This window comes from Campylobacter sp. CNRCH_2007_0968H (genome assembly GCF_025773245.1).
Classification (GTDB): domain Bacteria; phylum Campylobacterota; class Campylobacteria; order Campylobacterales; family Campylobacteraceae; genus Campylobacter_D; species Campylobacter_D lari_D.
On record NZ_JAKMTQ010000007.1, the window covers coordinates 1 to 25,487 of the forward strand.

Here is a 25,487-nt window from a genome sequence, read left to right on the forward strand (position 1 = left end):
TTAGAGCATTACATCAATATAAATACGATGATGAGCATAGAATGAAATTATATTTAAGTGGAGGGGTGTATTTTTGAGATTGCAAGCTGTTTTAGCTTGCAATTGAAATTAAACATTAAATCTAAAATGCATTACATCGCCATCTTGTACGATATAATCTTTCCCTTCAAGGCGTAGTTTTCCTGCTTCTTTAGCACCACTTTCGCCTTTGCAAGCGATATAATCCTCATAAGAAATTACTTCAGCTTTGATAAAACCTTTTTCAAAGTCATTATGGATCACGCTTGCTGCTTTTGGTGCTTTCCAACCTCTTTGTATAGTCCATGATCTAACTTCTACTTGACCTGCTGTAAAATAGCTAATCAAGTTTAGCTTTGAAAATGCTGTGCGTATAACTACTTCAAGTCCGCTACTTTCTATACCTAAAGATTTTAAAAATTCATAATTTTCTTCATCGCTTAAAGCTATCATTTCTTCTTCTATTTTAGAGCAAAGTTTGATTACTTCATGGCCTGATTTTGCTGCAAATTCTTTAAGATCTTTTACAAATTCATTATCTTCTAAAAGTGAATTCTCATCTACATTTGCTCCATATATCACTTCTTTAGCTGAAAGCAATCTTAGTTCTTTTATAAGAGCATGATAGATTTCATTTTTATTAGCAAAAGAACTTGCGCTATTATTTTGATTTAAATGCTCTAAAAGTTCATTAGCTAATGCCAAGGTTTCTTTTGCGCCTTTTTCATTGGCCTTTGCACCTTTAGTGAGTTTTTCTATTTTTTTGCTAAGTTGTTCTATATCTGCTAGTATAAGTTCTGTTTCTATGATTTGTACATCACGCACAGGATCAACACTGCCCGCAACATGGGTGATATTTTCATCATCAAAACAACGCACAATATGTAAAATCATCTCTGTTTCGCGTATGTTAGATAAAAATTTATTACCCAAACCCTCACCTTTGCTAGCTCCTGCTACTAAGCCTGCTATATCAACAAATTCTATATTTGAGCGTATAATTTTTTGTGGATTAACAATTTTTGCTAGTTCTTTTAAGCGATGATCAGGCACAGGTACCACTGCTTTGTTTGGTTCTATGGTGCAAAATGGATAGTTTGCACTTTCAGCATTTTGTGCTCTTGTTAGAGCGTTAAAAGTGGTAGATTTTCCAACATTTGGAAGTCCTACTATACCAACTGATAAACTCATTTTTGTTTCCTTGAAAGATAAAGTAAATATGAAAGGCACATTCTAACACCTGCTCCGGTTGCACCAAAATTATGATAACCCCAAGCTTTTTCTAAATAAGCTGGTCCTGCAATGTCTAAATGTAGCCATTTGTCTTTGTATTCTTCTCTAATGAAAGAATTTAAAAATAATCCCGCAGTAATGGCTCCGCCATAACGACTTGAAGAGGTATTACTAACATCTGCTATGTTTGATTTTATAAGCTCTTTTAAGTGCGGATTAAAATGTAAAATAGTAGCTAAATCTCCACTTTTTTTACTTATTTTATAAAATTCATTTTGCAAATCTTCATTATTTCCCATGATGGCACTTGTGTATTCTCCAAGTCCTACTACGCAAGCTCCAGTTAAAGTAGCAAGATCTATTAATAAATCAGGTTTTAGATCTTGAGCAAGTGAAAGACAATCTGCTAAAACTAATCTTCCTTCTGCGTCGGTATTTCTAACCTCTATACTCACACCTTCTCTTGAAATAAGCACATCATCAGGTTTATAAGCATTTCCGCCTATCATGTTTTCAGTTGCGCCGATGATAGAATGAACTTCTATATCAAGGTTTAACTCACTTGCACCTTTGATAATAGCCATTGCAGCCGCACCACCGCTTTTATCTGATTTCATCGTTAGCATGTAATCAGCAGGTTTTAAACTAAGTCCACCACTATCATAAGTTAGCCCTTTACCTACAAACACTACTTTCATTTTTGGATTTTGTGGTTTATAAGAAAGATGAATGAGTTTTGGGGGATGAATTGAAGCACGATTTACTGCTAAAAATGCTTGCATTTTTTCTTGCTCTAAGAAATCGCTTTCATAAATTTTACATGAAATATTAGAATTATTTTGGCTCAGTTCAAGCGCATCTTCGGCCATTTTGGCAGGAGTGTAAATTTGTGGGATTTCATTAACGATATTTTTTGCAAAATCACAAGCATTTGAAAAAATTTGACCATAGTTTATACCTATGCAAGCCTCTTCTAGGTTGTATGTTTTATTATTAATTTCATCTTTTGCAATGAAGATATTTTCTAATTTGCTTGGTGTTTTTTCTTTTTTGTATTTGTTAAATTCATAAGCACCAAAAGTAAATCCTTGAATCATAGCATTAAAGCTATTTACTACACATTTTCCTATGACACTTTTTGTTTTTACGCTTCGAATTTCAAGTTTTTTTAAAGCTTTGTATGCATTTGCAAAAGCAAGCCTTATATCTTCATATTCTAAGCTTTTAAGTTCACTGTAAAGAATTTTATTTTGCATATCTATGCAAATTCCTTCACCTTTATAGCTTGAAAGCTTGAAAAGTTCTTGACTTTGAGTGTATTGTTCTATTTTTTTATCTTGTATTAAAATGATTTCAAAATCAGCATTTATAGAGCCGATATTTTCTTCTATAAAATTAAAAGTCATTTGCGAGTCCTTCTTGTAAGTATTGATTTTTCTATTTGTTTCATTCCTAAAAATAAAGCTAATAAAAAGCCAGCAATAATTGGCACTGCAAAATACCAATGATTTCCAGCCCATTCTACTGCAAGCCAAATTTCTTTTCCAAAAAACCATGCAAGTAAAATAGTTATAGCAGCCCAAGCCCACGCACTAATAAGATTAATAAACGCAAATTTTTTAGCACTATAGCGAGTTAATCCTATACTCATAGGTATAATAGTTCTAAAACCATACATATATCTTTGTATGAAGATAATAGGCCAACCAAAACGCTGTAAAAGTAAATGTGCTATGGCAAATTTACGCCTTTGGGTGCGAAGTCTTTTCTGAATGTATTTTTTGTTATATCTTCCTATATAAAAGTATATTTGATCGCCTACAAAGCCACCTAAGCCTGCTATAAAGATAATAAGTCCTAAATTTACATGGCCTTCATGTGCAAAAATACCTGCTAAAATAAGTGCAAGTTCTCCTTCAAGTATGCACCATAAAAACACAATAATATAAGCCCAATTTTTATAATCATACAAAAGTTGTTTTAAAAATTCTTCCATTTTATACCTCTAAAACACTATAAACAGAAGTTAATTTAGCTAATTCTTTAGCACCATCTAGATCTTTTAACTCTAGTAAAAAACAAGCTTCAACACATTTTGCATTGAGTTTTTCTATAAGTTTCACAGCAGCGATAGCTGTGCCACCTGTAGCGATAAGATCATCTATAAGTAAAACATTTGCTTTTTGATTATTAAAAGCATCGATATGAATTTCTATAGTATCACTGCCATATTCTAAACTATAAGATTCTTGTAAGCATTTTGAAGGTAGCTTTCCAGGTTTTCTTATAGGTACAAAAGGAAGTCTTAAACTAGCGCTCAAGGCAGCTCCAAAAATAAAACCTCTACTTTCTATACCAACGATATAATCAAGCTTTGCGTTTTGATATTTTTCAACTAAATGATCCATTAAAAACGCAAATGCTTCTTTGTTGTTTAATAAAGTAGTAATATCTCTAAAAACAATCCCTTCTTTTGGAAAGTCCTTAATAGCTCTAATGCTATCTAGTAAATATTTTTTATCTTGCTCTTTTATCATAATAATGCCTCTATTTTTGCTTCTAATTCTTTGATTCTTTGTCTTAGTTTTTCATTTTCAATACGATATTGTGAATTTCTTGTTCTAAGAGAGGTTAAGTCTGCTTTACTTTTGTTTAATTCTTCAGTTAAAATATCAATATTACCCAAACTTCTTTGAAGTTGTACTTGTAGTTTTCTAATAACAATTTCAGTATCATCAAGGTTGTTTTTTATAAATTCTTTTGCTACTTTTTCTTTATGAAGCAGGGTTTTATAATAAAGTAGCATAATAGTCATATAAATACTAATACAAATTAATACAGTTAATACAAGCCAACTTAAGATCATAATCTTTCCTCTATTTTGCTAATTCTTGCGCAATGTCTTCCGCCGCTAAAAGAAGTGTTGATAAAATTTGAGATAATTTCAAAAGCCATATCAACCCCTATTAATCTAGCTCCTAGTGCTAAAACATTTGCATCATTATGTTCTCTTGAAAGTTTAGCACTTAAAGATTCATTACACAAAGCACAGCGTATATTTTTATGACGATTTGCTGCTATACTCATACCAATTCCTGATCCGCACACTAAAATTCCAAAACTTTTTTCGTTTATTTTAGAGCTTAATAAATGTGCATAATCAGGATAATCACAACGATCCTCACTAAAAGGACCTAAGTCTTCAAAAGTAATATTTTTTTCTTGTAAAAATTTAGTAATTTCTTGCTTTAAAATAAAACCAGCATGATCACTTGCAATATAAATTTTTTCTCTTAACATTTAACATTCACTTTATCATTTTTGAAATTTAAAGTATTAATTTTATCATATTTAATTAAAATTTTTCTTTCTTATATATAATTATTTTTTTATGTTTTCAAATATTTATTTGATATAATAACAATAATTATTTAAGGTAAAAAATGAAGCTTATTCTAATTGGTTCTTCAACAGGTGGCCCAAGCCAACTAAAGTTTTTACTAAATGATGTAGAATTGAAAGATTGTGCAGTAGTGATTGCTCAGCATATGAATCCTGCGTTTATTCCTTCTTTTGTAAATCAATTTAACAAAGAAGCATTAAGCGAGGTGATTATACCAAGTGATAAGGAAGTTTTGAAAAATAAAATTTATATTTGTCAAAGAAATATGATTTTAAGTGGCAACAATACCTTAACATTAAATACTACAGACGAAACTAGTAGTTTTAATCCAGGGATTGATGTGCTATTTAATTCTGCTGTTAATCTTTGCAAATATCATAAAATTTTAGCTTTGATTATGACAGGAATGGGCGATGATGGTGCTAAGTCTTTGTTTGAACTTTATAAAGCAGGAGTAAGGTGTTTGTGCGAAAATGAGGCAGATTCTATAGTATATGGTATGCCAAAAAAAGCCAGAGATACTAATCCAAATTTAAAACCTATGAGTTTAATAGAACTCAAAAAAGAAATAACAAATTTCATCAAATCGTAGGATAAAAAAGATGATAAAGATTACAGAAAATGAAATGAATGATTTTGTAAAAATCGTAGAGCAAATAAGTGGAAATAACTTAAATGCGAAAAAGGATATATTATCTATTAAACTTCCTAAATTTTTACAAGAATTAGGCTTGAGCAGTCTTAGTGAATTAAATGAAAAAGTGCAGTTTCAAAGAAATTTAAAACAAGAAACTATGGATTTTATTACAGTTTGTGAGACTTATTTTTTTAGAGAATTAGAGCAATTAAAAGATGTGATTTTTTATATAAAATCTCTTGATCGCCCTGTAAATGTGCTTTGTGCTCCATGTTCAAGCGGCGAAGAAGTGTATTCTTTAGCTATTTTAGCAAGTGAGAATTTTGTTAAAGGTATGAATATAGTTGGTATAGATATTAATAAAAAAATGATAGATAAATGCAATGAAATGATTTATTCAGAGCGTTCAGTATCTAGATTAAACACTATGCAAAAAACGCGTTATTTTGATGTAAAAGATAGAATGTATCATCTTAAAAAAGAAACCCTAGCTTGTAGATGCCGTTTTGATCTTTGTAATGTCTTTGATGATTCTTTATTTAAATTTGGAAAATTTGATGTGATTTTTTCAAGAAATATGATGATATATTTTGATCAAGATTTTAAAATAAGACTTATGGAGCGTTTTTATAGGATATTGAATAAAGAAGGTAGAATTTACCCAGGAAAGTCAGATCTTGTGCCTGAAACAGCTTATTTTGAAAAAAACTTTTCAGCAGGTGGAGTTTATTATTCTAAGGTGGATTAATTATATTTTTTATTAAACCACCACCAATAAATTGCTGCAAAGATAAAACATACTCCTAAGCCAAAAGTAAAATGACTTAGTTTTATTCCATAAAATTCAAATAAATATCCTGTTGAAAAAGCAATGATTGCACTAAAGGTTAAATATACCATATCATTGTAAGCAATCACTCTGCCATAATATCTTTTGTCGCAATCATTTTGTAAAAGTGTATAGGTATAGCTCCATAAAGATGAAGTGCAAAAACCAGCCATTACCAAGCCTACAAAAGCAAGATAAAAGTTAAATTGCAAGCAAGCCCAAAGCATTATACCTACACCTTGCGCTAAGTATAAATATACCAAAGTGTTTTTATTAATATAAGGACTAAGCACATAAGGGCCTATAAGTAAAGATATGGCTCTTATGGCATTAGAAAGCCCTATGGCTAGAGGTATGGAAATAACTTTTGCGTATTCATATTCTGCTAAAAGAGTGATTAAAACATCATAAGCAGTTATCCCTACAACCCCATGAAGTAAAATCAAATGAATGATTTTTTTATTATTAAATACATAAACTAAGCCTTCTTTGATTAATATAAAAAGATTATTTTGTGTGGTATTTTTTTCATTAGGTAAAATCAAAGTTTTGAGTATAAGCATAGCACAAAATAGCATTAAAGTATCAGCTATAAAGGCTGGCTTTACTCCAAAAAGATCTATAAAAAGCCCTGCTGCACCCATACCCAAAGCATATGATACAGCCCATATGATACTATGAAGCTCATTGCCTAGTTTTAATTCTTGTGGGGTTAAAATTTTAGGTAAAACCGACATTTCTGTTTGAAAATACATACTTGCAACTGCCATACGAACAAAGGTTAAAAAGTATAACAACCAAAGCATGGCTAAAGAATTTACAAAAATTAACATAAAAATAGAAATCATCTCAATGCTAATCATTGTTAGCAATAAATTTTTAGGTTTAAATCTATCCACTATAACTCCATTTATAGGTGCAAGTATAATAGAAGGTAAAAAAACAAAAATAGCTGAAAAACCTATGATATTTGCAGGTGCACCGAGTTCTTTAGTTAAAAGGGTAAAAACACCTACTTGAGAAAACCACGCACCAAAATAACTTATAAATTGTACTATTGCTAAAAGGCGAAAAGTTTTATTATTTTTAAGTAAAGACCTATAAGTCATGAGTATCCTATGAATATATGAAATTAAAGGGCTTGATTATATCGTCTTTAAGATTATTTTACATTTAAATGTTATAATAATCCTTTTTTATAAAAAGGTTTAAGAATGAGTAGATTAAGTAAAAAAGAAGCGTTAAATTTGCTCCAAAATGCACCTTTATATGAACTAGGTGCAATGGCTTATGAGAGAAAATTAGAGCTTCATCCTGAAAAAATAACTACTTTTGTGGTAGATAGAAATATAAATTATACAAATATTTGCTGTATTGATTGTGATTTTTGTGCTTTTTGTAGAAAAGAAAAAGATGATGATTCTTATATTTTAAAATACGAAGAAATAGGGCAAAAAATAGAAGAATTGCAAGCCATAGGTGGAACGCAAATTTTATTTCAAGGCGGGGTACATCCAAAACTTAAAATAGAATGGTACGAAGATTTGCTTTCTTATATAAAAACTAATTATCCAACGATTACCGTGCATGGTTTTTCAGCAGTAGAGATAGCTTATATAGCAAGAGTTTCTAAAATTTCTATAGAAGAGGTTTTAAAAAGATTACAAGTCAAAGGACTTTTTTCTATACCTGGAGCGGGTGCTGAAGTATTAAGCGATAGGGTGAGAGATATTATAGCGCCACATAAATGCGACACGGCTACTTGGCTTAGGGTACATGAGAGTGCGCATAATATAGGTATGAAAAGTACTGCTACAATGATGTTTGGTACGGTTGAAAATGATGAGGAAATCATCGAACATTTTGATCATTTAAGAAATTTGCAAGATAAAACAAATGGCTTTAGAGCTTTTATTTTATGGTCATTTCAAAGTGAAAATACCCCTTTGATCAAAAAACATCCTGAAATCATCAAGCAAAGCTCTAATAGATATTTAAGATTGCTAGCTTTGGCAAGATTATATTTGGATAATTTTAAAAATTTACAAAGTTCATGGGTAACGCAAGGCTCTTTAATAGGCCAACTTGCTTTAAAATTTGGTGCAAATGATTTAGGTTCAACTATGATGGAAGAAAATGTTGTAGCCGCAGCTGGTGCAAAATATAGAATGAATCAAGAACAAATGATAGAACTTATTAAAGATATAGGGGAATTACCTGCCAAACGCGATACAGCTTATAATATTTTAGAAAGGTTTTAATGTTAAATTTAGACTTTAATGAAACTAAAATAGACATAATATATGAGTATGAAAATGAGCTTCCTGTAGTATTTTTTAAGCTCATTTTTAAAAATAGTGGAAAAATAGCAGAAAAACACAATAGAGGTTGTGCAAGTATGCTTGCTAGGCTTTTAAATGAAGGAAGTAATGATGAGTTTTTTAAAAGCTTAGAATACCGTGCTATAGAGCTTTATGCTAAGGCTAGTTTTGAACATTTTCAAATTAGTATTAAATGCTTGAAAGAACATTTTGATTTTGCTTTAGAAAAATTACAAGAATTGTTTTTAAGTGTGCGTTTTGAAGAAAAAATTTTACAAAGATTAAAAACTTTAGCTTTGGGTGAACTTGCAAGTTTAAATACTGATTATGATTATCAAGCAAAAAGACTTTTGAATAAGAATGTTTTTAAAGATGAAATTTTTGCTAGTGGTCTTGATGGGACTAAAGAAAGCATAGAAAAGATTAGTTTAAAAGAATTACAAGATTTTATGAGTGAAAATTTAGTACTTGATAATGCTTTATTTGTTTTTGGTGGAGATATTAAAGAAGATGAAGTAAAGATTAAAGTAGAAAAAATTTGCCAAATTCTAAAAAGAAATGCCCCAAATCAAAACAAAAGCTACAAGCTCGTTGATGAGAGTATAGAAGTAAGTGAGCAAAAAAGCACTGAGCAAGCTTATATATACTTTTGCTCTCCATTTAATATACAAATTAATGATGAGAAAATGTATTTAGCTAAACTTGCTTTGTTTATTTTAGGTCAAGGTGGTTTTGGTTCGCGTTTGATGGAAGAAGTGCGTGTAAAAAGAGGCTTGGCGTATTCAGCATATGCTATGCTTGATGTAAATTTAAATTATAGTAGAGTTTTTGGGTATTTGCAAACTAAAAATGAAAGTTCTAATGAGGCTAAAGCTTTAGTTAAGGAAGTTTTTGAAAACTTTGTCCAAAATGGAGTCAATGAAAAAGAATTTCAACTAGCTAAACAATTTTTAGTAGGCTCTATGCCTTTAAGGTATGAAAACTTGGCTAAAAGACTAGATATAATGCTAAATGAATATTTGCATGGTTTAAAACTTGGAAATTTAAAAGAAGAAATGCAAAAGATTAAAAACACTAATTTAGATGAGTTAAATGACTTTATCAAAGCACATAGTGAAATTACCAAAGTGAGTTTTGCAAGCATAGAAAATGAAAGTTGAAGAAAAGGACTTAAAACTACTTCATGCTTTAGGGGTTAAAAATTGTATCGATTTGGCTTTGATTTTACCTAAAAAATTTGATGATTTTAGAATTTCAAAGTTTCCAAAAGATACATTTTGCACTCAAAATGTAAAAATTATTAGCGCACAAAATCATCACTCCCAACTTTTTATACTTTGTGAATGTTTAGAATGGGGTATAAAAGCAAATATAGTAATTTTTCATCCTAATAAGTGGCATTTTAAAATTTTTAAACATAATGCTTTAATTTGTATCCATGCAAAGATGAATTTTTTTAATGGAATTTGGCAGTTTATAAACCCAAAAATAGTAAAAAATATAGGTCAAATAGTCCCTAAATACCAAATTAGTTCTATTAAAGATGAAAGCATAAAAAAACTTATTTTAAAATATGTCAATGAAGCTAATTTAAAAGCGCTAAATTTAGAACAAAAATATATCAATTTACTTTTGAATTTACACAATTATGATGATTTAATTCTTTATGAAAATTTTAATGCCATAGTTAAAGACTTAAAATATATAGAAATTTTTAATCATTTAAGGCGTTTAAAGGGTAAAAAAATATCACAAAATGCTTATGAAATAGAACTTTTTGATATAAGCTCTTGGCTTAAGGGTTTAGAATTTAGCCCTACAAATGATCAGTTTTTAGCAATAGAAGATATTAAAAAAGATTTGCAAAATAAAGTCGCTAAAAGGCGTGTGGTGATGGGTGATGTGGGTTGTGGTAAGACTTTGGTCATACTTGCTGCAAGTTTGCTAGTATATCCTAAAAAGGCTATTTTAATGGCTCCAACTAGTATATTAGCAGAGCAAATTTATCATGAAGCAAAAAGACTTTTGCCTGATTTTGTTAATGTATTGCTTTTAAAGGGTGGTAAAAAAGATAAAGATTTAGCAAAATTAAAAGAACAAGCCCATTTTATCATAGGTACACATGCGCTCATTCATCAAGAAGAATTTGAAGCAGTTTTAGTGATGATAGATGAGCAACATCGCTTTGGCTCTAATCAAAGACAAAAAATAAGTGAGCTTAGTAAAAACTCTCAATATGCTCCACATATCGTGCAATTTTCTGCTACACCTATACCAAGAACACTTTCTATGATACAAAGTGAGCTTGTAAATTTTAGTTTTATTAAACAAATGCCTTTTAAAAAAGACATTAAAACTTTTTGCATACAAGATAAAGATTTTAAATATTTGCTTAAAAAAATCGACGATGAACTAGCTAAAAATCATCAAGTGATCATCATTTATCCTTTGGTAAATGAAAGTGAAAATATAGATTATTTATCGCTAGAACAAGCACAAGGGTATTGGATAAACAAATACAAAAATGTTTATGTGACTCATGGAAAAGATAAAAATAAAGATCAAATTTTGCAAGAATTTAGAGAAAAAGGCACGATTTTACTTTCTACGACTGTGGTTGAAGTGGGAATTTCTTTACCAAGATTAAGCGTGATTGTAGTTGTTGGGGCTGAAAGACTTGGGCTTGCTACCTTACATCAGCTTCGAGGTAGGGTAGGTAGAGTAGGGCTTGAGAGCTTTTGTTATTTATATACTAAGCAAAAAGAAATTCCAAGTCGTTTGCTTGAATTTGCTAAAACTTTAGATGGGTTTAAAATAGCTGAGCTTGATTTAAAAAACAGGTTAAGTGGGGATTTGCTAGATGGTAGAGTGCAACATGGAAATCACTTTAAATTTTTTGATTTTGCAGATGATGAAGAGCTGGTTTTAAAAGCAAAAGAAAGTATTAAAAATATGGAAGAAAAAAATGGATAAACATTTTGAAATTTTGATTTCAAAGGGCGAAAAGAAGTATTTTAAGAAAGGAAATATTTTATTTTTTCAAGGTGAAAAAGCAAATAAAATTTACATTTTACTAAGTGGAAAAGTGCGTATATACAAGGTGAATGCAAAAGGTTTTGAGCTAACACTACACGCTCTAACTCCGGTGAATTTTATAGCTGAAATGCCTGTGTTTGAGGGTATTGATTACCCAGCCAATGCAATTTGTGAGCAAGATTGTGAAATTTGTGTTTTTGATTTTAATGAATTTAAAAAATTATGCTTAGAAAATGGAGAATTTAGTTTTTTACTTTTGACTTCTTTAATCGGTAAAATTCGAATTTTAGAAAATTTTATCAGACAAAAATCTTTGGATTTAAAGTCAAGATTAGTCAGCTTTTTACTAGAAAATGAAGAAAAGCTACAAAATTTAAAACAAAAAGAAATCGCTGTGATTTTAAATTTACCCCCAGAATCTTTGTCGCGTTTTTTAAAAGAATTAAAACAAAATGAGCTTATTTGCACAAATAAAGGTAAAATAGTAATTTTAAATAAAGAAAAAATGCAAAATTTAATTAAGTCTTTTTAAGTCTTATTTGTTACAATATTATATTTTAAAGTATGGATGGTTTCATGGATTTTGATTTTTTAGTCAAGTTTAGCCCTATGTTTATACAAGCTTCTTGGCTTACATTAAAACTTGCTATTTATGGGGTGTTTTTTTCATTTTTAGTAGGTTTATTTTGTGTGGGAGTGAGTTATTTTAAATTTTCCTTTTTAAACACAATTTGTAAAATTTATATAGAATTTTCAAGAAACACACCTTTGCTAATCCAACTTTTCTTTTTATATTATGCTTTACCTGAATTTGGAATTCAACTTAGCTCTTTTGCTTGTGCTGTGATAGGACTTAGTTTTTTAGGTGGTTCTTATATGGCTGAAAGTTTAAGAGCGGGTATGGAAGCGGTTAAAAAACAACAATATGAATCAGGACTTTCTTTGGGTTTGAGTAAATGGCAAAATTTCCGTTATATTATTATGCCTCAAGCTTTGGGTATAGCTATGCCAAGCATTAGTGCAAATATCATTTTTTTACTTAAAGAAACTTCAGTAGTAAGCATTATTGCTTTAGCAGATTTAGTATATGTGGCTAAAGATCTTATAGGGCTTTATTATAAAAGCAACGAAGCATTATTTGCTTTGGTGCTTTGTTATTTGATCTTGATTTTACCTTTATCTTTAGTGTTAAACCGTATAGAAAAAAGGTTAAATTATGTTTGAAATTTTAAATCAAGATACCTTTTTTAGACTAGCGCAAGGTTTAAAGGTTACTTTAGAGCTTTCATTGATTAGTGTTTTGATTTCACTCATAGGAGGAGTATTTTTTGGAATTTTAATGCATTCTAAAAACAAATTCCTTTATGTTTTTTGTCGTTTTATGCTTGAGTTTGTGCGTATTATGCCTTTGATTGTTTGGCTTTTTATAGTGCATTTTGGCTTGGCGAAATGGTTTGGATGGCATTTGAGTGCTTTGGGTTCAAGTATTATTGTTTTTAGTATTTGGGGTGTATTTGAGATGATGGATTTGGTTAGATCATCTTTAGCAAGTATACCAAAACATCAGTATGAGTCAGGACTTTCACTAGGTTTTAATAAATTCGAAGTTTATCTTTTTATCATTATACCTTTATCTTTGAGAAGATTATTGCCAATGAGTATTAATCTTTTTACAAGAATTATTAAAAGCACTTCAGTGATTTATCTAATCGGCGGTATAGAGCTTATTAAAGTAGGTCAACAAGTGATTGAGCTTAATTTATTTCAAAATTCTTACGCGGCTTTTGTGATTTATGGTTTGATTTTATTGATTTATTTTATACTTTGTTATCCTTTGTCAGTATATTCAAAGTTTTTAGAGAAAAAATGGAGCTAATATGAGCATTTTAAAAATACAAAATTTACAAAAATATTATGATGATCATCATGTTTTAAAAGATATTAATTTAGAAGTAAATCAAAAAGAAGTAGTGGTTATACTAGGTCCAAGTGGTTGTGGGAAATCTACACTTTTAAGATGTATTAATGGCTTAGAAGAAATGGCTGATGGAGCTATTTTAGTAGATGATGAGAAAATTGATAAAAATTATAAAAAATGGACTCAAATTCGTCAAAAAATAGGTATGGTGTTTCAATCTTATGAGCTTTTTGATCATTTAAATGTTGAGCAAAATATACTTTTAGGACCTTTAAAGGTGCAAAAAAGAAAAAAAGAAGAGGTTTTAGAAGAAGCAAAATACTGGCTTGATAGAGTAGGACTTTTGCATAAAATAAAAGCTTATCCTAAAGAATTAAGCGGTGGACAAAAGCAACGCATAGCCATAGTTAGAAGCCTTTGTATGAACCCTGAAATCATGCTTTTTGATGAAGTTACAGCAGCGCTTGATCCTGAAATCGTGCGTGAAGTTTTAGATGTGATTTTAAATTTAGCAAAAGATGGTATGACTATGCTTATAGTTACACATGAAATGGGTTTTGCAAGAGCAGTTGCTGATAAAATAGTTTTTATGGATGATGGTAAAATAGTAGAAATTTCAAATCCTGATGAATTTTTTGAAAATCCAAAGACAGATCGTGCGAAAAAATTTCTCAATTTGTTTGATTTTCATCGTTAATTTTATTTTTTTAAAATATTTATTTAAAAAAATAATATAAGGTTTAAAAATTTAAATTTTTAATCATAAGGATAAAACATGAAAAAAATTTTTCTTTTATCATTTTTGATGGCACTTTTTTTTAGTGCATGCTCAAATTCAAGCTCTAATGAAAATTCCATAGAGAAAATCAAACAGCAAGGTGTAATCCGCATAGGTGTATTTGGCGATAAACCTCCGTTTGGTTACCTAGATGCACAAGGGAAAAATCAAGGCTATGATGTATATTTTGCTAAACGCATAGCAAAAGAGCTTTTAGGAGATGAATCTAAAGTGCAATTTGTACTTGTTGAAGCAGCAAATAGAGTAGAATTTTTAGAATCAAATAAAGTAGATTTAATCTTAGCAAATTTTACAAAAACCCCAGAAAGAGAAGCTGTGGTTGATTTTGCATTACCTTATATGAAAGTTGCTCTTGGGGTGGTGGCTCCTAAAGGATCAGATATTGAAACTTTAGATGATTTAAAAAATAAAACTTTAATTTTAAATAAAGGCACAACAGCTGATGCGTATTTTACAAAAAATATGCCAGATATTAAAACGATTAAATTTGATCAAAATACAGAAACTTTTGCAGCTTTAATTGGTAAAAGAGGTGATGCGTTAAGTCATGATAATGCATTGCTTTTTGCCTGGGCTAAAGAAAATCCAAATTTTGAAGTAGTGATTAAAGAACTTGGAAATCATGATGTTATAGCTCCTGCTGTAAAAAAAGGTGACGAAGCTATGTTAAATTTTATCAATGATTTGATTTTAAAATTACAAAATGAACAATTTTTCCACAAAGCTTATGATGAAACTTTAAAACCGTTTTTTAGTGATGATATAAAAGCTGATGATGTAGTAATTGAAGGTGGCAAAATTTAATAATGCAAAAAGCTTTTAAAAATACCATCTATGCTTCCTTAGGTGGTATTTTAGAATTTTATGATTTTGTTTTATTTATCTTCTTTGCAAGTGTTTTTGCAAAAATTTTCTTTCCTCAAAATGATGATTTTTGGCCATTAATCTATACTTATGTAGCCTTTGGGGCAGGGTATTTAGCCAGACCTTTTGGTGCTGTTGTTTTAGCGCATTTTGCAGATATAAAAGGGCGTAAGAATGTTTTTTATATTAGCATGCTTTTAATGGTTGTACCAAGTTTTGTTTTGGCCTTTTTACCTACTTATGAAAGTATAGGGCTTTTGGCTACTTTTATGCTTTTTGTTATTAGGATAGCCCAAGGATTAGCCATAGGAGCTGAAGTTAGTGGTGCTTGGATTTTTGTGAGTGAATTTGTGAGTAAAAAAAGACTTGGTTTGGCACTTGGTTTTATTTCAGCGACTTTGACTTTAGGTTTATTGCTTGGAAATTTAGCGACTTTGACTATATATGCGTATTTTGATAAAGAAGAAGTAGAAAGCTTTGCTTGGAGAATTCCTTTTTTTATAGGAGGATTTTTTGGTATATTGGCTTTATTTTTACGCACGAAATTGAATGAAACACCAGCTTTTAAAAATATAAAAGCAAAAGAAAAAATTTTAAATTTCCCACTTTTGCAGGCTTTAAAAACACATAAAAAAAGTATGTTAATATGCGCTTTACTTACTGTGGTTTTAACAAGTGGGGTGGCTACTTTAATGATACTGCCACAATATTTTGAAAGCTTATTAGGAGTTAGCAAAACTACTGCTTTGTTATATCAAAATTTGGCCATAGTGATGATCATACTAGGAAGTTTAGCACAAGGATATTTAGCAGATTTTTTAGGACATTTTAAAATTTGTTTTATTTTTACTTTGCTTTTTGGAATTTTTGGCATTAGTTTTAGCTTTTATAATGAGTGGTTTTTGTTATTTTATTTGCTTGCTTGTTTTGCACAAGGTATTATAGCTTTTGCTCCTATTTTTATGACTCAAATTTTTACCACAGAGTTAAGATCGAGTGGTCTTTCTTTTGCTTATAATATTTCTTATGCGATTTTGGGTTTTATAACCCCTTTTATTGTTAATTTTGTATATAAGGAGTATTTTTATATTTATATTATTTTTATAATTATTGCTAGTTTGCTAAGTTGTTTTTTAAATAAATTTCTTATTAAATAATTATATATATATTTTTTAATATTTATTTTATAGATAATACTATTATATATATACTACAAAATAAGGAATATTATATATGAAAATATGGACTCAAAAATATACCGCTTGGAATAGTATTATTGATATACAACATAAAAGCTTATTTGATTTAGCTAAAGAAATTTATTTTATAAAAAATAATCATGTAAATATTAATGAAGTTAGAATGCTTTCGATTGAATTTTTAAAACAACTTAAAGATCATGCAAAATATGAAGAAAAATATATGAAAAGGATTGCTTCCCCATATATCGATATACATATGAAAGAGCATAAAAAAATTATGTCTTCATTAGCTTCTTTAGTTAAAAACACATCAAACATAAATGAATTTAAAACAAAATTTAGTGATTTTATAGATGATAATATTATTAAGCATATTTTAGAGGAAGATATAAAATATGCTAATTTTAAGAAAAAAAGAATATGTTTTCTATACTTGTGGATGCTTAAATAAAAAATATAAAATTTCACATAATATGCATCTTAAAATTTTTAATGGTGCTAAGTATGATTGTAAAATTTGTCAGTAAAATATTCGATTGATTTAATCGGCGGGGGTATATGGTAAGTAATTTTCCCTCTTGGAGTGATGAATATTGTTTAGGCAATGAAAAAATAGATTTACAGCATCAGAGATTTTTTTGCTTTAACTTTAGAAGTTTTTAGACTTTCAAATAGACATATTTATAAAACAGAATTAAAAAAAGTATTAATGGAGTTATTTTCATATATGAAAAATCATTTTGATGATGAAGAGGAATATATGAGAGAAATTAAATATCCATATTTAGATGAGCATATAATAATGCATAAAAATATTGTAAAATCTATGAAAAGTCTATTATATGAGTGTTGTAGTACTAATGAACTTAAAAATGAACTTTATAATATAGTATCATCATGGTTTTTTAATCATTTTAGTATACATGATATGAAAATAAGAGATTATGTTCAAAATTCATCTAATCAAAATTTATCAAAACAAAACGAGATGATAAAAAGCGAAGAAATATTTGAGTATACATGTGATTGTATTGGTATTATCCATAAAGTGAATTATGATTTACATATGAAAATAAATTATTTAAATATATCTTAATAAGTGCAGCAAATGCTCAAAAAAGTTGAAATTAAAATCAAATACATAGAAAGTTATCTAGTTGATTTTTAAGTTAAATAGTATATCTAACATAGTAGTTTATTAATTCATTATCTTTTTCCGAGGTATGTTGTAGTAGAATTTATAGTTTGAAGCAACATAAACTACCGTCCGCTAAACTATTTTTTGTTAAATTTATTAAAATTTATAAATAATAAATTTTTTATTGCAATTACTATTTGTATATCAATAGCATTATTTTACAAAAATTTCTCTCTTTTTGATATTTTTATTTCACTTAAATAGTTGATTCTTGTAAGTTTTATTTTTATTTTGTCTTTAAATATTGTTTTTTATAAAAATTGTTTTATTTAAATGATATAATTTTTATTTTTAAATCTTTAAAGTAGTTTTAGACAAAATGAACTTTTTCTTGTTGATATATTTTAGTTTTAAGATGTTAAATTATTTCTAAATTTGTGATAATTTTATCCAAAAAATATATTATACAGTTTTTTTAAGTAGATTTTAATTGACATGTGAGGAATATTTATTATATATCTTTAACTTTAAAATCCTTTTATAAGTTAAATAAGTATCCATCATTAAGATTTTTACTGAATGAAAAATAATAATTTTTGTTAACTTAAAAGATATATTAAGTAGTGGAATATATTTTGAAAAAACAAAAACTTTAAAATATAAACTATAACTTTGCTATAATTATGCTTTATATTTTAGAGGTGTGAATGAATAAGATTTTATTACTAGCTGATGGACCTTTTGCGAAAGATTTTTTAAAGAAAATTTATAATAACAAAACCTTCAAAGAGTCTTTGAGTGTTGTGTACTATAATGATGATAGCGTAGACTTAGACTTAGAGAATGAACAAATTTCTTTTTTTAAATTTGATCCTACGAGTTTGATTAAGCTAGAAAATTTATTAAAAGAAAATTTTCATCAAGCTATTATTTATATGCAAGAAGAAGCAGATACATTAGCTTGCTATAAAAATTTAAGAAAATTACACCCAAGATTAAATATAGTTATTATGGATTTGTGGAATAGCCAAATTGATGATAATTTTTGTGAAGTAATTAATATTTATGATACTTTAAGTACAAGATTGACAGGTTGTTTGGATAATATGCCTTCAATGGCACAATTTATAGGGCTTGGACAAGGTGAGATTATGGAGGTTAAAATTCCTGCAGGGTCAAGCTTTGCTTATAGACACATAAGCTCTATTAGCCAAAAACGCTTTAAAATCGTAATGGTTTATAGAAATAATGAATTTATTCTGGCAAGACCTGGGCTTATTTTAATGCCAAATGATAGCATTTTAATCGTGGGTGATCCTAAAGTTTTGCAAAGTGTTTTTACTAATGTTAAAACAAGCTTAGGACGCTTTCCATCGCCTTTTGGAGATAATATACTTTGTATTATAGATATGAAAAAAATGAGTGAGTTTGCTATAGAAAAGCTTATTTTTGCAAGCTTGCTTTTGCATGTAAGAATCAATAGCAAAAAACTTTATTTTAAGGTGATTAATCCTACTTTAACTCCTATGTATTATAAACTTAAATCCTTGCATAAAAATAGCACTGAAGTGATATTTGACTTTGAAAGCACAAATATAAAAAACATTAAACCTTTTGTGGAAAATACTAGCATAGGTTTACTAGTGGTGGAGGATTATCTTTTTGAAAAAGAAAAAAGTTTTCTTTTTACTTTAAAACTTCCTGTGTTAAAAGCAGGTAAAGGGGATTTTGCAGATTTAAAATCTTCTGTAGTTTTAAGTTCAAATTTTGAAGATGTAGAGGGTATTGCTTCTATTATGCTTGATTTTAACAAGCAAATTCAACTAGGCCTTGCCTTGTATTACTATGCTTTAAAATTAAATAAAGCCGAAATTTTTGAATATCATCAGTATTTTGAAAGCCTTTCAAAACTTCATGATGAAAAATTACTTTTGATAGAAGAAAAAGAACATAATCCTATCAATAAATTTTCTTACAAACAAAATATATTGCATTTTGTACCATTTAATGAAAAAATTTTAGGAAACAATTTCAATAAAATTTTAAAAACGGATTTAAATACGATATATTATAAGATGAATAAAAATTATCAATTGTTTATACCATCATTGTGAGAAAATAATGCAAGTTAAGGTAAATTTAGATAAAAATACAAGTTATAATGTCTATATAAATGAGTTAGAAAAATTAAATTTTGATACTAAAGTAGTGATTTTAACTAATGAATTAGTTGCAAAACTACATTTGGATACACTTTTGAAAAAAATTCATGCTAAAGAACTTTTTGTTATAAAAATCAAAGATGGCGAAGAGTATAAAAATTTACAAACTATAGAATACATCTTAGATCAAATGTGTACTTATAGGCTAGATAGAAAAAGCTTACTCATAAGCTTTGGTGGCGGGGTGATCTCTGATATGGGTGGTTTTGTAGCAAGTATATATCAAAGAGGGATAGAATTTATCAATATCCCTACAACTTTACTAGCTTGCGTGGATGCAAGTGTGGGTGGTAAAACCGGAGTGAATAATAAATTTGGTAAAAACTTAATAGGCACTTTTTATCAGCCAAAAGCAGTGTATTGTGAGAGTGAGTTTTTAAAAACTTTACCTTCAAGAGAGCTAGCTGCAGGTATGGCTGAATTTATTAAAATGGCTGTGGTTTTTGATGAAGCAATTTTATCTTTTTTGGAAAATTTGGACGAGGATAAAATTTTTAATGTTAAATTAGATGATATTATTTTAGCTCAAATCATCCAAAAAAGTATAGAACTTAAAGCTAATGTGGTTTCACAAGATGAAAAAGAAAGTGGCTTAAGAATGCTTTTAAACTATGGGCATACTTTTGCTCATGTTATAGAAAATCAAACAGGATATAAAAAGTACTTACATGGTGAAGCCGTGGCTATAGGTATGAACATGGCAAATATTCTAGCTTTAAATTTGGGGTTATTAAGCGAGCAAGAATGCCAAAGAGTACAAAAATTGCTTGTGAAATTTAAATTACCCATATCTTATAAAATTTCAAATATAGAAGAGTTTTATAATGCCTTTTTCTTAGATAAAAAAACACATTTTCAAAAGATTAATTTTGTTTTAGCTTGTGGTTTAGGAAAAGCTTGTATAAAAAATGATATATCTAAAGAAGATATTTTACACACTTTAGAGGTGTTTGCATGAAAAAAATTATATTGATTTTGCTCTTATCCTTTACATTACTTTTAGCGCAAGATGATATAGAGCATTTAGAACAAAAATTAAATGAATTACATAATAATTTAGCATATAATACTTGGATAATTAAATATAATAATTTTAACATTTACAGAAAAACTCAAGATGAAATTTTGGCTTTAGAAAAAGAAAGTTTAAAAGCTAATGAACGCAATAAAAGCATTATAGAAAGACAAATTTTAATTTTAAAAGAAAGACTAGAGCTTTTAAGTGAGTATAAAAGTGCAAATTTTTCTAAGATGGTTTTAGCACCTGAAGAAGTTGATAAAATAGATAAGCTAACTAATCCTTTAGCTATTATTTCAGCATACTCACATATAAAAAAATTAAGACGCGATAAAGAAGAATACATTAATCTCTTGAATAGTTTTAAGCAAACTTTAGATGAGCTTATAAAAGAAAATGTTTTAGTAGCTGAAATAGCTAAATTATCTTCTAATAAAGAGCATGATGAATATTTAAAAATATCCAATCAGATGGTTAGAGATTTTTCACAAACTCTGCGTTTTGGAGAAATTTCTTATTCTGTGTATGAGAAAAAAATTCAAGAAGAGATTGAAAAAACGACAGCTTCAATTAAAATTCAGGGTGTAAGAGCTTTCAATATAGTTTTGGCTATTGTTATAGTTGTAGCCATAGCATTTTTACTCAAATTTATAGCTAGAAAATATATAGGCGATAATGATCGCTTTTATACAGCAAATAAAATCATTAATTTTATTAATATCAATGTAATTGTTTTAATCTTGCTTTTTGGATATATTGAAAATATCAGCTATTTAGTGACCGTTCTTGGTTTTGCTTCTGCTGGTTTGGCTATTGCTATGAAAGATATGTTTATGTCTATGCTTGGTTGGTGTGTGATAGTTTTTGGTGGAAGTTTTAGAGTGGGCGATAGGGTGAGAGTTTTTCAAAACAATACACATTATATCGGCGATATAATTGATATTTCATTTTTAAGAATAACTTTGTATGAAGATATATCTTTACTAACTTATACAGATAATCGAAGAAGTGGTAGGATAATTTTCATACCAAATAACTTTATTTTTACCAATCTTATATCAAATTATACTCATCATGGGATGAAAACAATTTGGGATGGACTTGATATTACTTTAACTTTTGATTCAAATCATCAAAAAGCCTTAGATATAGTAGAAGAAATCGTTATAAAAGCTTCCAAAGGCTATACAAAAATTGCAAAAGAATCCATGAATAAATTAAGAAATGAATACAGCATTAGAAATCCTAAAGTAGAACCTAGGTTTTTTACATTTTTAGAAGGTTATGGTATGAGAATTTCTGCTTGGTATATGACAAATTCTTATGCGGCCTTGGTTTTAAGAAGTAATATAAGTAAAGAAATTATCAATGAATTTAATAAACATGATGATATAAAAATAGCCTATCCATCACAAAATTTATATATGGCAAAACATGAATTTATAGAAAATAAGGAAGATATTTGAAAAAAAAGGTATATTTTAAAACTTTTGGTTGTAGAACTAATATTTATGATACGCAATTATTAAAAACTTATATTAAAGATCATATTGTCACACAAAATGAACAAGAAGCTGATGTGATAGTGATAAATTCTTGCACGGTTACAAATGGTGCTGATAGTGGGCTTAGAAGTTATATTAATAGTGTAAAAAAAAATGGAGTTAAGGTTATACTTACAGGCTGTGGTGCTGTAAGCAAGGGAAAGGATTTTTTTAATAAAAAAGAAATTTTTGGAGTTTTAGGAGCTTCTAATAAAGATAAAATTAACGAGTTAATCTCACAGGATAAAGCCTTTTATGAGCTTGGAAATTTACGCTTTATTGATACAAAAATCGTAAGTAATTATGAAAATCACACTAAAGCTTTTGTAAAAATTCAAGAAGGATGTGACTTTGCTTGTAGTTATTGCATAATCCCAAGTGTTAGAGGTAAATCAAGAAGCATGCCAAGTGAGGAAATAATAAAACAAATCAAACTTTTGGCTCAAAATGGCTATAGTGAAGTAGTTTTAACGGGTACTAATATAGGAAGTTATGGTTTAAAAGATAAAACTACACTTGGAAAATTACTGCAAGAAATAGGCAAGATTAATGGTATAAAAAGAGTAAGACTTGGGAGTTTAGAACCTGCTCAAATTGATGAGAGTTTTAAAGAAATTTTAGATGAACCTTGGCTTGAAAAGCATTTGCATATTGCCCTGCAACACACTCATGAGAAAATGCTACGCATCATGCGTAGAAGATCACACACGCAAAATGATTTAGCATTGTTTAATGAGTTAAATCAAAAAGGTTTTGCTTTAGGAACAGACTTTATCGTGGCACATCCTGGGGAAAGTGAGTTGATATGGCAAGAAGCTTTAGAAAATTTCAAACAATTTAAACTCACACATATCCATGCTTTTATTTTCTCACCACGCGATGGAACGCATTCTGCTTCTATGAGTGAGCGAATTAATGGTGATATAGCCAAAGAAAGATTAAATATTTTAAAAGATATAGTCGCACAAAATAATTATGAGTTTAGAAAAAACCAAAAAAATATTTTAGAAATTTTAGTCGAGAGTAAAAAAGATGGTTTTTATGAAGGCTATGATCAATTTTTTAATAAAATCAAAATTACAAGCAAAGAAGATATTGCTAAACAATGGATAAGTATTGAAAAATATGAATGCAAAGAAGATTGTAACTATTTAAGGTTAGAGGATGAAAAATAAAAAGATTATCTTGGCTTCATTTTTATTGCTTTGTGTTTTTATATTGATTGCATTTTTAAAAAATCAACCAGATTATATTAGCAAGGCTGCTTATGAAGAGCTTTTAGAACAAAATTTAATCCAAAAGGCTATAGTAGAAAATAATGAAATATTATTAAAAAGCAAAGAAGGAAATTTTTTAATCGCTAAAGATGTAGTGGATTTAAATGCTTTGTGGCAAAAAATTCCTTTAGAATATGCTAAAGATTATGATTTGAGTGAGTTTTTTTTGATATTTATTTTACTTGCTTTTCTCATAAGCTTTTTACTCTTTCTTAATAAAAAAAACAAAGATAGGCAAAATTTACTTTCTTTAGAAAAAAATATTTTAGAAAAAAATGAACAAAATAACACCATACAAGATGTAGTAAGTGAAGTTAAATTTAAAGATGTAGCAGGGGTTGATGAGGCTAAGGTGGAGCTTTTGGAAATCGTTGATTTTTTAAAAAATCCTCAAAAATATAAAGATTTTGGCGTGAAAATGCCAAAAGGCGTTTTGCTAGTAGGTCCTCCTGGAGTAGGTAAAACCTTGATAGCAAAAGCAGTAGCAGGTGAAGCTAGGGTGCCATTTTTTTATCAAAGTGGGGCTAGTTTTGTAGAAATTTATGTAGGTATGGGTGCAAAAAGAGTTAGAGAACTTTTTTTAAAAGCTAAATCAAAAGCTCCAAGTATTATTTTTATAGATGAAATTGACGCAGTTGGTAAAAGTAGAGGGGATTTTTCCAATGTAGAAAGAGATAATACTCTAAATCAGCTTTTAACTCAAATGGATGGATTTGAAGATAATAGTGGTGTTATAGTGATGGCTGCTACAAATAAAATTGACCTTATGGATAAAGCGTTATTAAGATCAGGGCGTTTTGATAGAAGAATTTTTATATCTTTGCCTGATTTTAAAGATAGAATGCATATTTTGCAAAATTATATGAAAGAAAAAAAATCTAGTGTAGATTTAGAAAAAATTGCAAAAGCTAGTGTGGGTTTTAGCGGAGCAGCTTTAGAGACTTTAGTTAATGAAGCAGCTATTAATGCTATAAGAAGAAAATCAGATTTAATAGAAGAAAATGATTTTTTTGCAGTGCTTAATAAGGTTTTAATGGGTAAAAAAAAGATTTTCTCTCTAAGCGATAAAGAAAGAAAAATTCAAGCCACATACCAAGCAGCTAAAGCTTTGTGTGCTTTTTATTTTGATGTTAAATTTGAAAAAATTACCCTAATCGAAGATAGATTTAAAGAGTATGAAAATACCATCAAATCAAAATCAGAATTATTAAATAAAATAAAAGTTTTTCTAGCAGGCTCAGTTGCTATGGAGCTTATTTTTAATGAAAGCTATACTAATGCACAAAGTGATCTTTTAAAGGTTAAAGAATTGCTCGTTTTTATGGAAACTTTCGCTATGGCAAATGAGGGTTTATTACAAGAGCAAAAGCAAGAAGTGAAAGAATTTTTAGAATTAATGAAAGAAAAAGTAGTGAGATTAGCTAGTATTCTTTTAGAAAATGAAAAAATAGAAAAACAAGATATAGAAAAAATTATAATGGAGTGAAAATGGTAAAAATAGGAATTTTGGTACTTTCAGATAGAGCAAGTGGCGGAGTTTATGAGGATAAATCCGGAGTAGAGATAGAAAAAATTTTAGATTCTTATATAAAAAATGAAAAAAGTTTTTATTATGAGCTAATTCCTGATGAGTATGATTTAATTATAGAAAAATTAGCTTATTTGGCTGATGAAGTAAAATGTGATTTGATTTTTACCACAGGGGGTACGGGGCCTGCTTTGCGTGATGTGACACCAGAGGCAACACAAGCAGTGTGTGATAAAATACTTCCAGGTTTTGGGGAGTTAATGCGTGCAAAAAGCTTAGAATATGTACCAACGGCTATACTTTCAAGACAAAGTGCAGGTATAAAAGGAAAATCATTAATTATTAACTTACCGGGTAATCCAAAAGCTATAAGAGAATGTATTGAACCTATATTTCCTGCTATTCCTTATTGCGTAGATTTGATAGGTGGAGCTTATATTGAAAATAATGAAGAAGTAATTTCTGTGTTTAGACCAAAGAAAAAATAAGTCTAGTTAGAC

At 28.7% G+C, this 25,487-nt stretch carries 26 protein-coding genes; 19 read left to right on the top strand and 7 right to left on the bottom strand.

Annotation, left to right across the window (positions count from 1 at the left end):
- Positions 1 to 108: 108 nt before the first annotated feature.
- The 6 genes from ychF to rpiB are packed head-to-tail and all read right to left on the bottom strand — an operon-like array spanning position 109 to position 4,551.
- The gene (ychF, locus tag L8Y18_RS04935) at positions 109 to 1,209 is read right to left on the bottom strand and encodes a redox-regulated ATPase YchF (protein WP_263664711.1); all 1,101 of its coding nucleotides are present in this window, start codon (positions 1,207 to 1,209) and stop codon (positions 109 to 111) included.
- Positions 1,206 to 2,657 carry a leucyl aminopeptidase gene (locus L8Y18_RS04940; protein ID WP_263662407.1) on the bottom strand — a complete coding sequence of 484 codons (1,452 nt, stop codon included), beginning with the start codon at positions 2,655 to 2,657 and terminating at the stop codon, positions 1,206 to 1,208. Before L8Y18_RS04940 ends, ychF begins: the two co-directional genes overlap by 4 nt.
- Positions 2,654 to 3,247, bottom strand: coding sequence for a DedA family protein (locus L8Y18_RS04945; RefSeq protein ID WP_263662408.1), 594 nt, complete (start codon positions 3,245 to 3,247; stop codon positions 2,654 to 2,656). The genes L8Y18_RS04940 and L8Y18_RS04945 overlap by 4 nt, the downstream gene beginning before the upstream one ends.
- Position 3,248: 1 nt before the next feature.
- Positions 3,249 to 3,788, bottom strand: a complete 540-nt coding sequence (gene apt, locus L8Y18_RS04950) for an adenine phosphoribosyltransferase (RefSeq protein WP_412175234.1) — start codon at positions 3,786 to 3,788, stop codon at positions 3,249 to 3,251.
- A complete protein-coding gene (locus L8Y18_RS04955) occupies positions 3,785 to 4,117 on the bottom strand; it encodes a hypothetical protein (protein ID WP_133318965.1) in 333 nt (110 codons plus the stop codon). Before L8Y18_RS04955 ends, apt begins: the two co-directional genes overlap by 4 nt.
- A complete protein-coding gene (rpiB, locus tag L8Y18_RS04960; protein WP_133318964.1) occupies positions 4,114 to 4,551 on the bottom strand; it encodes a ribose 5-phosphate isomerase B in 438 nt (145 codons plus the stop codon). Before rpiB ends, L8Y18_RS04955 begins: the two co-directional genes overlap by 4 nt.
- A gap of 143 nt (positions 4,552 to 4,694) precedes the next feature.
- Between rpiB and L8Y18_RS04965 the strand changes: the two genes are divergently transcribed.
- On the top strand, positions 4,695 to 5,246 hold the full coding sequence (locus L8Y18_RS04965; protein ID WP_133318963.1) for a CheB methylesterase domain-containing protein: 552 nt from the start codon (positions 4,695 to 4,697) through the stop codon (positions 5,244 to 5,246).
- A 1-nt stretch (position 5,247) separates the two neighbouring features.
- Complete coding sequence (locus tag L8Y18_RS04970; protein ID WP_318529830.1) at positions 5,248 to 6,039, top strand: protein-glutamate O-methyltransferase CheR; 792 nt, start codon at positions 5,248 to 5,250, stop codon at positions 6,037 to 6,039.
- On the opposite strand, the gene L8Y18_RS04975 is transcribed toward L8Y18_RS04970, so the two are convergent.
- On the bottom strand, positions 6,036 to 7,229 hold the full coding sequence (locus L8Y18_RS04975; RefSeq protein ID WP_133318961.1) for an MFS transporter: 1,194 nt from the start codon (positions 7,227 to 7,229) through the stop codon (positions 6,036 to 6,038). The two genes, L8Y18_RS04970 and L8Y18_RS04975, sit on opposite strands and share 4 nt — an antisense overlap.
- A gap of 105 nt (positions 7,230 to 7,334) precedes the next feature.
- Between L8Y18_RS04975 and L8Y18_RS04980 the strand changes: the two genes are divergently transcribed.
- From L8Y18_RS04980 to mog, 17 genes are all read left to right on the top strand, one after another.
- On the top strand, positions 7,335 to 8,381 hold the full coding sequence (locus tag L8Y18_RS04980) for a dehypoxanthine futalosine cyclase (protein WP_133318960.1): 1,047 nt from the start codon (positions 7,335 to 7,337) through the stop codon (positions 8,379 to 8,381).
- Positions 8,381 to 9,601, top strand: a complete 1,221-nt coding sequence (locus tag L8Y18_RS04985) for a M16 family metallopeptidase (protein ID WP_263662410.1) — start codon at positions 8,381 to 8,383, stop codon at positions 9,599 to 9,601. Before L8Y18_RS04980 ends, L8Y18_RS04985 begins: the two co-directional genes overlap by 1 nt.
- Entirely contained in the window at positions 9,591 to 11,414 is a 1,824-nt protein-coding gene (recG, locus tag L8Y18_RS04990) for an ATP-dependent DNA helicase RecG (protein WP_263676388.1), read from the top strand. The genes L8Y18_RS04985 and recG overlap by 11 nt, the downstream gene beginning before the upstream one ends.
- Positions 11,407 to 12,009, top strand: coding sequence for a Crp/Fnr family transcriptional regulator (locus L8Y18_RS04995; RefSeq protein WP_263664709.1), 603 nt, complete (start codon positions 11,407 to 11,409; stop codon positions 12,007 to 12,009). Before recG ends, L8Y18_RS04995 begins: the two co-directional genes overlap by 8 nt.
- A 44-nt stretch (positions 12,010 to 12,053) precedes the next feature.
- A complete protein-coding gene (locus tag L8Y18_RS05000; RefSeq protein ID WP_133318956.1) occupies positions 12,054 to 12,701 on the top strand; it encodes an amino acid ABC transporter permease in 648 nt (215 codons plus the stop codon).
- Positions 12,694 to 13,353, top strand: coding sequence for an amino acid ABC transporter permease (locus L8Y18_RS05005; RefSeq protein ID WP_133318955.1), 660 nt, complete (start codon positions 12,694 to 12,696; stop codon positions 13,351 to 13,353). The genes L8Y18_RS05000 and L8Y18_RS05005 overlap by 8 nt, the downstream gene beginning before the upstream one ends.
- 1 nt (position 13,354) lies before the next feature.
- A complete protein-coding gene (locus L8Y18_RS05010; protein WP_133318954.1) occupies positions 13,355 to 14,092 on the top strand; it encodes an amino acid ABC transporter ATP-binding protein in 738 nt (245 codons plus the stop codon).
- Between the two features lie 108 nt (positions 14,093 to 14,200).
- A complete protein-coding gene (locus L8Y18_RS05015) occupies positions 14,201 to 14,998 on the top strand; it encodes a cysteine ABC transporter substrate-binding protein (RefSeq protein WP_375154872.1) in 798 nt (265 codons plus the stop codon).
- A 2-nt stretch (positions 14,999 to 15,000) separates the two neighbouring features.
- Positions 15,001 to 16,215, top strand: a complete 1,215-nt coding sequence (locus tag L8Y18_RS05020; RefSeq protein ID WP_263660298.1) for an MFS transporter — start codon at positions 15,001 to 15,003, stop codon at positions 16,213 to 16,215.
- Between the two features lie 76 nt (positions 16,216 to 16,291).
- On the top strand, positions 16,292 to 16,711 hold the full coding sequence (locus L8Y18_RS05025) for a hemerythrin domain-containing protein (protein WP_263676389.1): 420 nt from the start codon (positions 16,292 to 16,294) through the stop codon (positions 16,709 to 16,711).
- A 174-nt stretch (positions 16,712 to 16,885) separates the two neighbouring features.
- Complete coding sequence (locus L8Y18_RS05030; protein ID WP_263676418.1) at positions 16,886 to 17,356, top strand: hemerythrin family protein; 471 nt, start codon at positions 16,886 to 16,888, stop codon at positions 17,354 to 17,356.
- Between the two features lie 749 nt (positions 17,357 to 18,105).
- A complete protein-coding gene (locus tag L8Y18_RS05035; protein ID WP_263666569.1) occupies positions 18,106 to 19,512 on the top strand; it encodes a COG3400 family protein in 1,407 nt (468 codons plus the stop codon).
- A 7-nt stretch (positions 19,513 to 19,519) separates the two neighbouring features.
- A complete protein-coding gene (gene aroB, locus L8Y18_RS05040) occupies positions 19,520 to 20,578 on the top strand; it encodes a 3-dehydroquinate synthase (protein ID WP_263676390.1) in 1,059 nt (352 codons plus the stop codon).
- Complete coding sequence (locus L8Y18_RS05045; RefSeq protein WP_263676391.1) at positions 20,575 to 22,104, top strand: mechanosensitive ion channel family protein; 1,530 nt, start codon at positions 20,575 to 20,577, stop codon at positions 22,102 to 22,104. The genes aroB and L8Y18_RS05045 overlap by 4 nt, the downstream gene beginning before the upstream one ends.
- Positions 22,101 to 23,357, top strand: coding sequence for a tRNA (N(6)-L-threonylcarbamoyladenosine(37)-C(2))-methylthiotransferase MtaB (gene mtaB, locus L8Y18_RS05050; RefSeq protein ID WP_133318946.1), 1,257 nt, complete (start codon positions 22,101 to 22,103; stop codon positions 23,355 to 23,357). Before L8Y18_RS05045 ends, mtaB begins: the two co-directional genes overlap by 4 nt.
- Positions 23,347 to 24,945, top strand: a complete 1,599-nt coding sequence (locus tag L8Y18_RS05055) for an ATP-dependent metallopeptidase FtsH/Yme1/Tma family protein (protein WP_263676392.1) — start codon at positions 23,347 to 23,349, stop codon at positions 24,943 to 24,945. The genes mtaB and L8Y18_RS05055 overlap by 11 nt, the downstream gene beginning before the upstream one ends.
- 2 nt (positions 24,946 to 24,947) lie before the next feature.
- Positions 24,948 to 25,475, top strand: a complete 528-nt coding sequence (gene mog, locus L8Y18_RS05060; RefSeq protein WP_412175793.1) for a molybdopterin adenylyltransferase — start codon at positions 24,948 to 24,950, stop codon at positions 25,473 to 25,475.
- Positions 25,476 to 25,487: the final 12 nt, after the last annotated feature.

Bases quoted from the DNA above. Each gene is read 5' to 3' on its own strand.
- ychF (WP_263664711.1), bottom strand. From the start codon at position 1,209: ATGAGTTTATCAGTTGGTATAGTAGGACTTCCAAATGTTGGAAAATCT.
- L8Y18_RS04940 (WP_263662407.1), bottom strand. From the start codon at position 2,657: ATGACTTTTAATTTTATAGAAGAAAATATCGGCTCTATAAATGCTGAT.
- L8Y18_RS04945 (WP_263662408.1), bottom strand. From the start codon at position 3,247: ATGGAAGAATTTTTAAAACAACTTTTGTATGATTATAAAAATTGGGCT.
- apt (WP_412175234.1), bottom strand. From the start codon at position 3,788: ATGATAAAAGAGCAAGATAAAAAATATTTACTAGATAGCATTAGAGCT.
- L8Y18_RS04955 (WP_133318965.1), bottom strand. From the start codon at position 4,117: ATGATCTTAAGTTGGCTTGTATTAACTGTATTAATTTGTATTAGTATT.
- rpiB (WP_133318964.1), bottom strand. From the start codon at position 4,551: ATGTTAAGAGAAAAAATTTATATTGCAAGTGATCATGCTGGTTTTATT.
- L8Y18_RS04965 (WP_133318963.1), top strand. From the start codon at position 4,695: ATGAAGCTTATTCTAATTGGTTCTTCAACAGGTGGCCCAAGCCAACTA.
- L8Y18_RS04975 (WP_133318961.1), bottom strand. From the start codon at position 7,229: ATGACTTATAGGTCTTTACTTAAAAATAATAAAACTTTTCGCCTTTTA.
- L8Y18_RS04980 (WP_133318960.1), top strand. From the start codon at position 7,335: ATGAGTAGATTAAGTAAAAAAGAAGCGTTAAATTTGCTCCAAAATGCA.
- L8Y18_RS04985 (WP_263662410.1), top strand. From the start codon at position 8,381: ATGTTAAATTTAGACTTTAATGAAACTAAAATAGACATAATATATGAG.
- recG (WP_263676388.1), top strand. From the start codon at position 9,591: ATGAAAGTTGAAGAAAAGGACTTAAAACTACTTCATGCTTTAGGGGTT.
- L8Y18_RS04995 (WP_263664709.1), top strand. From the start codon at position 11,407: ATGGATAAACATTTTGAAATTTTGATTTCAAAGGGCGAAAAGAAGTAT.
- L8Y18_RS05000 (WP_133318956.1), top strand. From the start codon at position 12,054: ATGGATTTTGATTTTTTAGTCAAGTTTAGCCCTATGTTTATACAAGCT.
- L8Y18_RS05005 (WP_133318955.1), top strand. From the start codon at position 12,694: ATGTTTGAAATTTTAAATCAAGATACCTTTTTTAGACTAGCGCAAGGT.
- L8Y18_RS05010 (WP_133318954.1), top strand. From the start codon at position 13,355: ATGAGCATTTTAAAAATACAAAATTTACAAAAATATTATGATGATCAT.
- L8Y18_RS05015 (WP_375154872.1), top strand. From the start codon at position 14,201: ATGGCACTTTTTTTTAGTGCATGCTCAAATTCAAGCTCTAATGAAAAT.
- L8Y18_RS05020 (WP_263660298.1), top strand. From the start codon at position 15,001: ATGCAAAAAGCTTTTAAAAATACCATCTATGCTTCCTTAGGTGGTATT.
- L8Y18_RS05025 (WP_263676389.1), top strand. From the start codon at position 16,292: ATGAAAATATGGACTCAAAAATATACCGCTTGGAATAGTATTATTGAT.
- L8Y18_RS05035 (WP_263666569.1), top strand. From the start codon at position 18,106: ATGAATAAGATTTTATTACTAGCTGATGGACCTTTTGCGAAAGATTTT.
- aroB (WP_263676390.1), top strand. From the start codon at position 19,520: ATGCAAGTTAAGGTAAATTTAGATAAAAATACAAGTTATAATGTCTAT.
- L8Y18_RS05045 (WP_263676391.1), top strand. From the start codon at position 20,575: ATGAAAAAAATTATATTGATTTTGCTCTTATCCTTTACATTACTTTTA.
- L8Y18_RS05055 (WP_263676392.1), top strand. From the start codon at position 23,347: ATGAAAAATAAAAAGATTATCTTGGCTTCATTTTTATTGCTTTGTGTT.
- mog (WP_412175793.1), top strand. From the start codon at position 24,948: ATGGTAAAAATAGGAATTTTGGTACTTTCAGATAGAGCAAGTGGCGGA.